Below are 12606 nucleotides of genomic sequence, written 5' to 3' on the forward strand. Positions count from 1 at the left end.
ATTGAGAATACGTCTTCGATTGGCATTAAGAATGCTTTGTCGATAGCACGTTCTGGTTCTGGGATGTAAGAGTCAAGCGCTTCAACAAGAGCAAGAACTGAAGACTCACCATATTGACCAGCATCGCCTTCCAACGCTTTAAGCGCAGAACCACGGATAACTGGAGTGTCATCACCAGGGAAGTCATAAGTAGAAAGAAGTTCACGAACTTCCATCTCTACTAATTCAAGTAATTCTTCATCATCAACAAGGTCACACTTGTTTAAGAATACGATGATGTAAGGTACACCAACCTGACGAGAAAGAAGGATGTGTTCACGAGTTTGTGGCATTGGACCGTCAGTCGCAGCACACACAAGGATCGCGCCGTCCATCTGAGCAGCACCAGTAATCATGTTTTTAACGTAATCGGCGTGGCCCGGGCAGTCAACATGCGCGTAGTGACGAATTGGAGAATCGTATTCTACGTGTGAAGTATTAATTGTAATACCACGTGCTTTTTCTTCAGGTGCTGAGTCGATTTGTGAGTAATCTTTCGCTTCACCGCCGTAAGTTTTTGCACAAATTGTTGCAATCGCAGCAGTTAAAGTTGTTTTACCATGGTCAACGTGACCGATTGTGCCCACGTTTACGTGTGGCTTATTACGTTCAAACTTGGCTTTAGCCATGATGATCTTCCTTTATAAACTACTCATGGAGGGTCACCCCATGAGCACTTGGTTTTTAACTAAGAAATTAGTTTGGGCTTATAGTAATCGAAAGATTACTCGTCGTCACCTTTTTTACCGCCAGCTTGGAATTTAGCGATGATGCCTTCAGCCACGTTACGTGGAGTTTCAGCATATTTAGCAAATTCCATAGAGTAAGTCGCACGACCTTGAGACATAGAACGCATTTGAGTCGCGTAACCAAACATCTCAGCAAGAGGAACTTCTGCACGAATTGCTTTTGTTCCACCAGGAAGATCGTCCATACCTTGAACCATACCACGACGACGGTTTAAGTCACCCATGATATCGCCCATGTAGTCTTCTGGAGTTTCTACTTCAACTTTCATGATAGGTTCAAGAAGGATAGGATCCGCTTTCATGAAACCATCACGGAAGGCATAAGAACCTGCCATTTTGAACGATAATTCGTCAGAGTCGACGTCATGGTAAGAACCGTCGAATAATGTCGCTTTAATACCAACAACAGGGTAACCAGCCAATACACCATTCTTCATACGTTCTTGAATACCTTTGTCAACCGCGCCAAAGAATTCTTTAGGTACTACACCACCAACAACTTCTTCAACGAATTGGTATTCTTTACCAGCTTCTTCAACATCAAGCGGTTCAAGACGTACATATACGTGACCAAACTTACCTTTACCACCAGTTTGACGTACGAACTTACCTTCTTGTTCAACAGACTTTTTGATCGTTTCACGGTAAGCAACCATTGGTTTACCAATGTTAGCTTCAACACCGAATTCACGCTTCATACGGTCAACAATGATGTCAAGGTGAAGTTCACCCATACCAGCAATAATTGTCTGACCAGATTCTTCGTCTGTACGAACACGGAACGATGGATCTTCTTTAGCCAAACGACCTAAAGCGATAGACATTTTTTCTTGGTCTGCTTTAGTTTTTGGTTCAACAGCCAATGAAATTACTGGCTCTGGGAATTCCATACGCTCAAGAGTAATGATGTTTTTCTCATCACATAATGTATCACCAGTTGTAACGTCTTTAAGACCTACACACGCTGCGATATCACCTGCACGGATTTCATCAAGATCTTGGCGTTCGTTCGCATGCATTTGCACGATACGACCGATACGTTCACGCTTAGCTTTAACTGGGTTATAAACCGGATCACCTTGTTTAAGAACACCAGAGTAAACACGTACGAATGTTAAGTTACCTACGAATTTGTCGTTCATGATTTTGAACGCAAGCGCAGAGAACGGAGCTTCGTCAGATGCTTCACGAGACGCTTTAGTTTCGTCTTTGTCGTCAAGGATACCTTCGATCGCTTTAACTTCTGTAGGTGATGGTAAGAATTCAATTACAGCATCCAACATACGTTGAACACCTTTGTTCTTGAACGCAGAACCACAAAGCATTACTTGAATTTCAGAAGCTAATGTACGAGCACGTAAACCAGCGATGATGTCTTCTTTAGAAAGATCACCTTCTTCTAGGTACTTGTCCATTAATTCTTCAGAAGCTTCAGCCGCAGCTTCAACCATTTTTGTACGCCATTCGTTAGACGTATCAACTAGGTCAGCTGGGATATCAGCATATTCAAACTTCATACCTTGAGATGCTTCATCCCAGATAATCGCTTTCATTTCGATAAGGTCAACAACACCCTGGAATGTATCTTCAGCACCAATTGGCACAACGATAGGAACAGGATTACCACCTAAACGAGTTTTAACTTGCTCAACAGCACGGAAGAAGTTTGCACCAGTACGGTCCATCTTGTTCACGAATGCTAAACGAGGCACTTTATATTTGTTCGCTTGACGCCATACAGTTTCAGACTGAGGTTGTACACCACCTACAGCACAGTAAACCATGCACGCACCGTCAAGAACACGCATAGAACGTTCAACTTCGATTGTGAAGTCTACGTGTCCCGGGGTGTCAATTACGTTGATACGGTGTTGTTCGAATTGGTTACCCATACCAGACCAGAAACAAGTCGTAGCAGCAGAGGTAATTGTAATACCACGCTCTTGCTCTTGTTCCATCCAGTCCATTGTTGCTGCACCGTCGTGTACTTCACCAATTTTGTGAGATACACCTGTGTAGAACAAAATACGTTCAGTTGTAGTTGTTTTACCTGCGTCAATGTGCGCAGAAATACCGATGTTACGGTAACGAGTAATTGGGGTTTGGCGAGCCATGATGTCTACATTCCTAAATGTTATATTTAAAACAGGACGCACCAATTAAATTGATGCGCGCGAATATCCAAACAGGCAACTTAAATACCTGCAAAGCCCCCACTTTGATAGAGAGCAATGTTGAATCGAGCTGCTGTACGCATGAATATTCTCCTGAATAAGGCCTGTTTTATCCGCTTAGAAACGGTAGTGAGAGAAGGCTTTGTTAGCTTCAGCCATACGGTGCACATCTTCACGTTTTTTGATTGCTGCACCTTTACCTTCAGCTGCATCAAGCAACTCACCAGCAAGACGTAAAGCCATCGTTTTTTCAGAACGCTTAGCAGCAGCATCTACTAACCAACGCATAGCTAAGGCAGTACGACGGGATGGGCGTACTTCCATAGGTACTTGATAAGTAGCACCACCAACACGGCGTGCTTTTACTTCAACCATAGGACGAACTTTTTCAAGAGTAGTCTCGAAAAATTCAACTGGGTCTACTTTGTTTTTTTCTTGAACGCGTTCTAAAGCACCGTAAACGATACTTTCTGCAATAGATTTTTTACCATCTTGCATTACGTGGTTCATGAATTTAGCGATTGTTTGGCTGCTAAATTTTGGATCTGGAAGGATCTCACGAGCAGCGACTACGCGACGTCTTGGCATTTTAATACACCTAATAATATGACACTTCAGGATGATCCAGCAGTTTGTACAAGTGTCATGTACACGACGCTGGCCTTACTATACGTCGCTTGAATTACAAATCTATGAAGAATTCAAACAAGCGAAACGCTAAAGGGCTTATTCGACTAGTTTCCTAGAATTACTTCTTAGGACGCTTAGTACCGTATTTAGAACGTGATTGATTACGATCTTTAACACCAGCACAGTCTAATGAACCACGAACGGTATGGTAACGTACACCCGGTAAGTCTTTAACACGACCACCACGGATAAGAACAACACTGTGCTCTTGTAAGTTATGACCTTCACCACCGATGTAGCTAGATACTTCAAAACCTGAAGTTAAGCGAACACGGCAAACCTTACGCATAGCTGAGTTAGGTTTTTTAGGTGTAGTTGTATAAACACGTGTACAAACACCACGACGTTGTGGACAAGCCTTCAACGCAGGAACTTTGGATTTTTCAACCAAAGTCGTACGACCCTTACGGATCAACTGATTCGTTGTTGCCATATGGCAATTCTCCCGTTATTAAAAAACCTTAAAAAGAAAATACCTCTTTTTAAGGGCACATAATTGTAAGCCAAGATGCAAAAATGGTCAACACGGCAATACTTACCAAATGTTGACCATATCAATGTTTGACAGCACGATTTACAAATTTAAATAGAGGTTATTTTTACTTTTTAAACCTTCACTTTGTAAGCGTATTGTTAAGAGTATTTTTTATCTTCCAATATCTCGTCATCATCCTCTGGAGTTAGAGCAGGCTTTTGTTCAGTATGCTCATGTTCTGTCACATGTTTATCAGCAAGTTTTTCTAAGCCCTTATGAACATTTTCCTGAACTTTCTCTTCACTTTTTTCGTTTTCTGTAGGTTTTAACACAATAGATACTTTCGAGATTACCTCGTGATTTTCTACTTTATGATGATGAGCAGCATGAATATTGCCATCTTCGCCTACATTTAAAAGTCTTGGGCTTGCTTTTTGAATGAGTGTAACCGCAGCATAATAAGCCTGTAGTGGAGATAAATGCTCACTTGGATGTTCGTTTAAATAATGTCTTGCAGCTCCAAAAATTGCCTGAGCTTTATGTCCTACATCTTCTTGTAATTTCCAGCTATATACTGCACTTAAAACAGCGCCTGCAACTGGGGTAAACTTACCAAAAGCTGAAAGTTTAGGAATACGATTTAACCATTCCCATTTAAACTCCCCTTCTTCATCTGTTAACCAGTTCTTTAAAGTATCTATATCTGTGGTTGAACCTAATACTTGCTGAAATTGATGAATATCTTGAGTTTCCAACATATTCCGCAATGTTTTTAAAGCCAACAAGAGAGTTTGTTTCTCTGCAATCAGGCTAATGTCAACTTCTTTAAAAATAAACTCAACAACATCTTGGTCTGCCACCTCGAGCAAATCAAAGCCATGTGATCTTCCTGTCTGGTAAATAGTTCTTAAAACTAAAACCAATGAAACTGGAATATCTACAGCTGCACCGACCACGCCTGATACACCTGTAATTGCACCTTGTACAGTCGCAATGAGCTTGTTTTGTTCTATAAGCGCCTGACTTAGACGTTGAGAACGACCTGTATCTTTAGTTAATTCAAATAAATCTTTAGCACCCGCTTCTTCTAGGATTTTTTCAGTTAAGGTACTTTTTGAACTAAAGTCATTTAACCAATTAAATAAATGGCCTGAGATTTTTTCATCCCAATCTGGCGAAAGAAATGTAGCAACACCATTTACTTTTTTAAAATGTCGACCAAATACCTGACGTGTGACTTTTGGTAAATGTTCTCTTAGCATTTGTTGAGGACTTTCATATTGCTCAACTTCAAATGGGCTTTTTGTTCTCGATCTACCTTCAACAGTTTTTCCAGTTGGGATTGGTTCAATTACCTTACTGACGTCACCTGATTGGTTCTGTTGCAAGATACTCAATCCTGTAGAACTGAGCTTTTTAGCCACTCCGAAGACCTGAGAAAACAAATTGTCAGATTGATTATTATTAAATTTTGTCATCAAGTACCTCGATTTTTTAATTTATCTAATTAGAGATAAATACTAGGTGGAATGTGGATTTATCTCAACTTGAATGTGTGTATTTTAGTTAACCCCAAATGCAACATACTATGTATTTGGTTATTTTTTTTAAATGTAAAATTGTCATAAAGATTTGCCATAAGAAATAAAAATCCTTTCTGCTATCATGTTAACAACGAAAAACATGAGTCCCGTTTTCTTACAGCTATATTCTCCTATTCATTTTCATAGCTGTTGAACACGATAGACTCTTAAATATCACCATAAAGGGACCTGTAGATGAAACGTGTTGTAATCACTGGTATGGGTATTAACTCATGTATCGGTAACTCTTTAGAAACAGTTACTCATTCACTTCAAAATGGAATCTCCGGGACACGTTTTAACCCAACTTATGCTGAACTCAATTTTAAAAGTCATGTCAGCGCTGCTGCAGAACAAGACTTTGATAATATCGACCGTAAATTAAAACGCTTCATGGGCGTATGTGCGATGTATGCATACAACGCTGCTGTAGCTGCAGTTGAACATGCAGGCCTTACTCCTGAACAACTTGCTGGTAATCCACGTTATGGTATTGCAGGTGGTTCAGGTGGTGGCTCAACTGCTTCTGTTGTTGAAATGACAGAATTATTAGAGACTAAAGGCGCACGTAAAGTGGGTCCATTCTTCGTACCACGTAACATGTCAAACACCATTACTGCAAACGTAGGTGTTGCATTTAAACTACAAGGTATTTCACATACTATTACAAGTGCTTGCGCAACTTCTGCAGATGCAATTGGTTATGCGTACAACTTAATTCAACTTGGCAAACAAGACCTCATGCTTGCTGGTGGCGGTGAAGAAGATCACTGGTCTCAAAGTTTATTGTTTGATGCAATGGGCGCACTTTGCTCGAAATATAACGACTCTCCAGAAACAGCATCTCGCCCATATTCAGCAGACCGTGACGGCTTCGTTATTGCTGGCGGTGGTGGTTTCGTAGTACTTGAATCACTTGAGCACGCGCAAGCACGTGGTGCGAACATTTTAGCTGAAGTAGTAGGTTATGCTGCGAACAGTGATGGCGCGGACATGGTTGCTCCAAGTGGTGAAGGTGCTACACGTTGTGTATTAATGGCACTTGAAGAAGCTAAGCAACATGGCGTAGAGAAAATTGACTATGTAAATACACATGGTACTTCTACTCCAGCGGGTGACATTACAGAACTTAAAGCAATGGAACGTGCATTTGGTGAAGGTAACGTACCTCCTCTTAGCTCAACCAAATCTATGACAGGTCATAGCTTGGGTGCGGCTGGTGTACAAGAAGCTATTTACTCTGTGCTAATGATGCAAAATGACTTTATTGCACCAAATATCAACGTGACTGAACTTGATGAAGGCGCAAAACCTTTTGATATCGTACTTGAAAAACGTGATGCAAAATTGAATACTGTAATGAGTAACAGTTTTGGCTTTGGCGGTGTTAACGCTTGCCTTATTTTCAAGAAGTGGGATGCATAATCCCACCTAGGATTATCGATGGATGCACCTTCTGATGCTTTTTTGTGGGTAAAAGCATTACATATTATTGCCGTGGTTTGCTGGTTCGCTGCTTTGTTCTACTTACCACGTCTATATGTTTATCATGCTATGAGTGAAGATGCTGCAAGTCATCAACGCTTTGAGGTAATGGAACGCAAGTTGTATCGTGGAATCATGTGGCCTTCGATGATTGCTACATTAATTACCGCCCATTTCCTTGTAGAGTGGGGTGATGCAACTCGACATTACCATCAAGCGACTTGGTTTTACCTCAAAGTTGGATTAGTGGCTTTATTAGTGATTTATCATTTGGTATGTGGCTATTATCGTAAAAAGCTCATCGGAAATGCTCACTATAAATCACATAAGTTCTGGCGCTTTTTTAATGAAATGCCAACCTTAATTTTATTTGCTGTTGTGATTTTAGTTGTTGTAAAGCCTCAGTTCTAACTGGGGCTTTTGCTTTTCTTCTCTAAGAAGTCTTATATTCACAATAATAAAAACATAAAATTCATTTAAATATTTATAAAAACAGAACTATAAAACTAATGAATAGTCATAGCTCTTTATTTAGCAACACATGATCTATACTATGCTAAACAAATAGATGAACTCATTTAATGGCAAAGCTATGCTAACTTTTAATGCCCTTAAACGCTTAATCCATACACCATTTATTCTTCTTACACTTTTTATTTTCCGTCACTTAAAAAACTATCCGATTAGACATCTGACTGCTCACGAAAAATTATTAGCACAAATGGTTTTCGGCGACATGCTTGATTGTGAACGGCCTAAAATTATTGCTACGCGCTACCTCCCTTGGCAGAGTTGCGGTATTTTCATGGCCCCAAATGGGAATATTTATGTCAATACTGCTGATTACAGTGAAAATTACGCTTTAGAATCTAAGTTTATGCAAGGTATTTTTATTCACGAACTCACACACGTCATGCAATATCAAAAAGGCATTCATGTACTCTTTAAAGGTGCTTTATTACAATCAGCCTATTACCTCAGCTTTAAAAGTTACAATCCCTACAAATATACCTACCACCCTGACAAGGCATTTAGTACGTATAATATTGAACAGCAAGGCGAAATTGCGCGCGATATTTGCTCTGGAAAAATCCCAAATATTATCTGTTCACCTCAACTTCATTTGTAACTAAATAATCAATCTCGCTTTGAACGTAACATTTTTTGCGTAATGTAAATGAGAATTCTTATAAATCAGAAATACTTATCTAAACTATAAAATTGCGCTTATTCAATTCAAATTATTGAAAAAAATAGAACAGACTTATTCCAAATTAGCTTGTGATAAGGCAGTATACAAACAATAAAAATAATGAAGCCTGTTTCTATTCTATACAGAAAATCTCGTTATTTTTACGCAGAAAATATGGGATTGGTATATATTATTGATCTTGACATTTTTGTTTACTATTTTAATTGTTTACTATCGTATCATACACATCGTTGAAAAATTATATTCATAAAAATCAACACTGTGTGTATCTATATTCGTTATGATCTAGGATTAGGTTTGAATGAAAAGTTTTAAAGTTGCCCTTGCTCAGTTTTCTCCGCATATTGGCAATATTGACTCAAACACCCAAAAGATGATTGAGCAAGTAAATCAGGCGAAAAAACAAGACGCTGACCTGATTATTTTTCCCGAGCTTTCTGTTATTGGTTATCCAGCTGAAGATCTATTGTTACGTCCAAATTTAAATAAACGTATGCAAAAGGCTTTTGCACAACTTGCCGAAGTTAAAGATATTGTTATGGTTTTCGGATTTGTGAACCAGACAGAAGATGGTCAACGTTACAATTCTGCTGCTGTCATGAAAGACGGTCAAGTTTTGGGTGTTTTTAATAAACATAATTTACCAAACTATGGCGTCTTTGATGAAAAACGTTATTTCCAAAAAGGCCATCAGCATTTGGTGTTTGAATATCTTGGGCATAAGTTTGGTGTATTAATTTGTGAAGATATCTGGTCAATTAATACGGTCAAACAGTTGAGCCAATTAAATGTTGATACTGCTCTTGTACTCAACTCATCACCATATGAAGTCGGCAAACCACAACACCGTATACAGACCTTAAGTGAACTTGCAAAACAACTTCATCTAAATATTGTTTACGTTAACCAAGTGGGCGGACAAGACGATTTAATTTTTGATGGTACAAGTTTTGTCAGCAATCAAAATGGTGAAATTGCTTTACAAGCAGCAAGCTTTAAAGAAGACATTTATATTGCTGAATTTGACCGTGATACAAAGTTATATAAAGTCACTGAATCTGCTCCTGCATTAGAAACATTTGCAGAAATCTATCAAGGTTTAGTCATGGCAACTCGTGACTATGTAGAGCGCTCGGGCTTCCCAGGTGTGATTCTGGGTCTTTCTGGTGGTATCGACTCTGCCCTTACACTTGCGATTGCTGTGGATGCAATCGGTGCAGAAAAAGTGCAAGCTGTAATGATGCCTTATACTTACACTTCTCAAATTAGTGTAGAAGATGCGGCTGAACAAGCTCGCCGTATGGGTGTGACTTTCGGTATTGCTGAAATTCACTCAATCGTAAATAGCTTCATGCAAACCCTGTATCCTTTCTTTGGTAATTCACCAGCTGATGCAACTGAAGAAAATTTACAAGCGCGTGCTCGTGGCACATTGCTTATGGGCTTATCAAACAAGTTTGGTAATTTAGTCCTTGCTACAGGGAATAAATCTGAACTTTCAGTTGGCTACTGTACGCTTTATGGCGATATGGTTGGTGGCTTTGCTGTTCTAAAAGATGTTTATAAAACTATCGTGTTTGAATTAGCAAAATACCGTAACAGCTTAAGCGAAACTCCTGTGATTCCTGAGCGTGTGATTACCCGCCCACCTTCAGCAGAACTTCGCCCAGATCAAAAAGACCAAGACTCTTTACCAGCATATGATGTGTTAGATGCCATCCTTTACGCATACATTGAAGAAGATTTAGGTCAGGCCGATATTATTGCCAAAGGTTTTGATAAAGAAGTTGTTGAAAAAGTCATCCGTTTAGTTGATCGTAATGAATACAAACGTCGTCAAGGTGCGATTGGCCCGAGAATTACCTCTCGTGCATTTAGTCGCGAACGACGTTATCCGATTGTCAACGGTTGGACAGCGAATGACTGAGCAGAAAAACTCATCAAAAACTACAGCACTTGCTCAAGCACTTTTGCTTGAGCAAGTGGAATTTTTCAAAAAACAATTATCTATAGAAAACTCACCTATCTATTTCCAGCAGTTCATTCAGTTGTTTATGCAACATGCTGACGAAATCAAGCTACATGAGGTTGTTGATTTAGAGCAACTACAAGCCGTTGTGAAACGCTATGCTTTTGAAATGCAGCTAGGTGCTGGTTTACTTGAGTTTATTGGGGAAATCGCGCAGCGTATTTATTTATCTGCTATGAAGTCTCCAATTCAGTTACAAGACTTGGTCTCTGACCACCAATTTGAAATGTGGCTTTCTAAATTTTTAGAAATGGAACATATTCCTCATTATCTCAATCAGTTTTTAAGAACTAGCCCTTCTGTACAACAGCTTTGCCAATATATTGCAACCTCGACTCTAGAACAAAAATTACCAAAACTTCTAACTGCCTCTAGAGTGGATGACTATCATTTTGAATGGCAACATAAACTCAAAAAATTTTCCTTTTTGCAGCAGCAACGTCTTGAGCATAAACTTGAAACCTGGATTGCCAGTTTTATTCACGAGCAACTTACAGAATTAAGTCTTTTATCGAGTGAAGATTTAGAAAGTCTAGTGCGTCATGTTTGGGAAGATATCAGACATAAAAAAATGTATGAGTTTATGAAACAACTCACTCCTCTCGATGTTGAAGAGTTCTTTGTTTTAATTTACGAATACTGGAAAGAATTACGTCAATCAGAATTTATGCAAGATCTGATTTTGTATGGTGTCGAAGTTTTTTATGACTTTTATAAAGATCAGAGTTTATTTGAAGTATTAAGTGAGATTGGATTAACCGAAAACGACTTACAAACAGAAGCTTTACGTTTTTATCCGAAGGTTATGGATGCCTTTAATGAGCACGGTATTTTAGAACCTTTACTTCAAGCGCTTTTAGCTCCCTTTTATCAAAGCTCAAAAACACTCGATATGATTGAAAAACATTTTAATGAGTAAAAAATAGATAAAAAGAAACCACGCAGGAGCGTGGTTTTTAAAATGGTGGCTATGACGAGACTTGAACTTGTGACCCCCGCATTATGAGTGCGGTGCTCTAACCAACTGAGCTACATAGCCGTAAACTGTGTGCGCATTATCTATAGTTCTGTATAGCAGGTCAATAGGTAAAAACCCTTAATGCCCATCAATTGAACAAATAAGATTCAGATCATCATTATTTGTTCTTTTTTTAGCATTTTTTTGCTTTAAATAATTGATCGGCCACAGAAATATATTAAAGATCTAATATTAGTTTTTTACCTTTAGCTCTCGACACACAAATCATCATGCTCTTCTGTGAAGCCTTTTCTGCATCACTTAAGTATTGATCAAAGTGATCTGCTTCGCCTTCTAAAATAGCAGTTTCACATGTACCGCATACGCCTTCGCGACATAAGCATTCCACATCAATATTTAATGTTTCAATAGCTTGTAAAATCGTCTGATTACTTTGTACTTCAATTTCCTGATTAGACTTGGCTAGTACAACCGTAAATGCTTCCCCATCTTCAGGAACTGCTGAAGCGAATTGTTCCCAGTGAATGTACTCATCGCGGTAACGGTGCTTATTACAGCAATCAATCACAGCATCAATCATGGGTTTCGGCCCACAAACATACACATGTGTGCCTTTAGGTTGTGATGAAATCAATTCATCCAGCTTTAATGAGCAACCTTCTGAGTCAACATAATTAAACACATGTTCTGCATGTTTCTGCTTTAACTCATCTAACAAAGCCGCATGTTCAGGTGAGCGGTAAGCATAATGTAGCTCAAAATCTGCACCACGTGCTGCAAGCTCGTCCATTTGAGGCAAGAATGGTGTAATACCAATTCCACCTGCAATTAAAATATGTTTATTGCCTGTTTCAGCTAATGGAAATAAATTTTTTGGTTCTGAAATCTGAATTTCACAGCCTTCATCACACTGATCATGCATAAACACTGAACCACCCTTACCTTCCACATCTTTACGAACACAGACTTGGTAAGTTGATAAATCTTGCGTACAGCTCATCAATGAATATGCATTTGAAAGCTGTTCATTCATTTTGACAATAATATGGCTTCCCCCACTAAATCGAGGAAAGTTCTGCCCATCTTGACGTTTGAACGTAAACCGTTTGATTAAAGGGGTTAGCTGTTCCACACGAGTAACAACCGCTGGGAACATTTCATAATGACTCGCCATATTAGAATCCTTCTTT

The 12606-nt window shown here is 39.1% G+C and carries 11 protein-coding genes and 1 tRNA gene; 5 read left to right on the plus strand and 7 right to left on the minus strand.

Annotated elements, in window-relative coordinates; translation table 11 throughout:
- The 5 genes from ACTJJH_RS14215 to ACTJJH_RS14235 form a co-directional block, all read right to left on the minus strand.
- The coding region (locus ACTJJH_RS14215; RefSeq protein ID WP_440601320.1) for a GTP-binding protein at positions 1 to 668 on the minus strand (668 nt) is incomplete at its 3' end.
- A 95-nt stretch (positions 669 to 763) separates the two neighbouring features.
- Positions 764 to 2902: an elongation factor G gene (gene fusA / locus ACTJJH_RS14220; protein WP_002120436.1), complete on the minus strand. Its 2139-nt coding sequence runs from the start codon at positions 2900 to 2902 to the stop codon at positions 764 to 766.
- 177 nt (positions 2903 to 3079) lie between these two features.
- Positions 3080 to 3550 carry a 30S ribosomal protein S7 gene (gene rpsG, locus ACTJJH_RS14225; protein ID WP_001138055.1) on the minus strand — a complete coding sequence of 157 codons (471 nt, stop codon included), beginning with the start codon at positions 3548 to 3550 and terminating at the stop codon, positions 3080 to 3082.
- Positions 3551 to 3710: 160 nt separating this feature from the next.
- Positions 3711 to 4085, minus strand: a complete 375-nt coding sequence (rpsL, locus tag ACTJJH_RS14230) for a 30S ribosomal protein S12 (protein WP_002050319.1) — start codon at positions 4083 to 4085, stop codon at positions 3711 to 3713.
- A 200-nt stretch (positions 4086 to 4285) separates the two neighbouring features.
- Positions 4286 to 5605, minus strand: a complete 1320-nt coding sequence (locus ACTJJH_RS14235) for an EcsC family protein (protein WP_440601321.1) — start codon at positions 5603 to 5605, stop codon at positions 4286 to 4288.
- A gap of 300 nt (positions 5606 to 5905) precedes the next feature.
- Between ACTJJH_RS14235 and ACTJJH_RS14240 the strand changes: the two genes are divergently transcribed.
- The 5 genes from ACTJJH_RS14240 (at position 5906) to ACTJJH_RS14260 (ending at position 11356) form a co-directional block, all read left to right on the plus strand.
- The gene (locus ACTJJH_RS14240) at positions 5906 to 7135 is read left to right on the plus strand and encodes a beta-ketoacyl synthase N-terminal-like domain-containing protein (protein ID WP_440601322.1); all 1230 of its coding nucleotides are present in this window, start codon (positions 5906 to 5908) and stop codon (positions 7133 to 7135) included.
- A gap of 18 nt (positions 7136 to 7153) precedes the next feature.
- On the plus strand, positions 7154 to 7606 hold the full coding sequence (hemJ, locus tag ACTJJH_RS14245) for a protoporphyrinogen oxidase HemJ (protein WP_002120291.1): 453 nt from the start codon (positions 7154 to 7156) through the stop codon (positions 7604 to 7606).
- Between the two features lie 157 nt (positions 7607 to 7763).
- Positions 7764 to 8324: a hypothetical protein gene (locus tag ACTJJH_RS14250; protein ID WP_440601323.1), complete on the plus strand. Its 561-nt coding sequence runs from the start codon at positions 7764 to 7766 to the stop codon at positions 8322 to 8324.
- 385 nt (positions 8325 to 8709) lie between these two features.
- The gene (locus tag ACTJJH_RS14255) at positions 8710 to 10335 is read left to right on the plus strand and encodes an NAD+ synthase (RefSeq protein WP_311082545.1); all 1626 of its coding nucleotides are present in this window, start codon (positions 8710 to 8712) and stop codon (positions 10333 to 10335) included.
- Positions 10328 to 11356, plus strand: a complete 1029-nt coding sequence (locus tag ACTJJH_RS14260) for a hypothetical protein (RefSeq protein WP_311082543.1) — start codon at positions 10328 to 10330, stop codon at positions 11354 to 11356. The genes ACTJJH_RS14255 and ACTJJH_RS14260 overlap by 8 nt, the downstream gene beginning before the upstream one ends.
- 43 nt (positions 11357 to 11399) lie before the next feature.
- Here ACTJJH_RS14260 and ACTJJH_RS14265 read toward each other — a convergent pair.
- Together ACTJJH_RS14265 and cntB are read right to left on the minus strand one after the other, a co-directional pair.
- Positions 11400 to 11476, minus strand: a tRNA-Met gene (locus tag ACTJJH_RS14265).
- A 157-nt stretch (positions 11477 to 11633) separates the two neighbouring features.
- A complete protein-coding gene (gene cntB, locus ACTJJH_RS14270) occupies positions 11634 to 12590 on the minus strand; it encodes a carnitine monooxygenase, reductase subunit CntB (RefSeq protein ID WP_440601324.1) in 957 nt (318 codons plus the stop codon).
- Between the last annotated feature and the right edge of the window lie 16 nt (positions 12591 to 12606).

The sequence above is a fragment of the Acinetobacter sp. 22301 genome, from assembly GCF_052045285.1.
GTDB classification, from domain to species: Bacteria; Pseudomonadota; Gammaproteobacteria; order Pseudomonadales; family Moraxellaceae; genus Acinetobacter; species Acinetobacter pittii.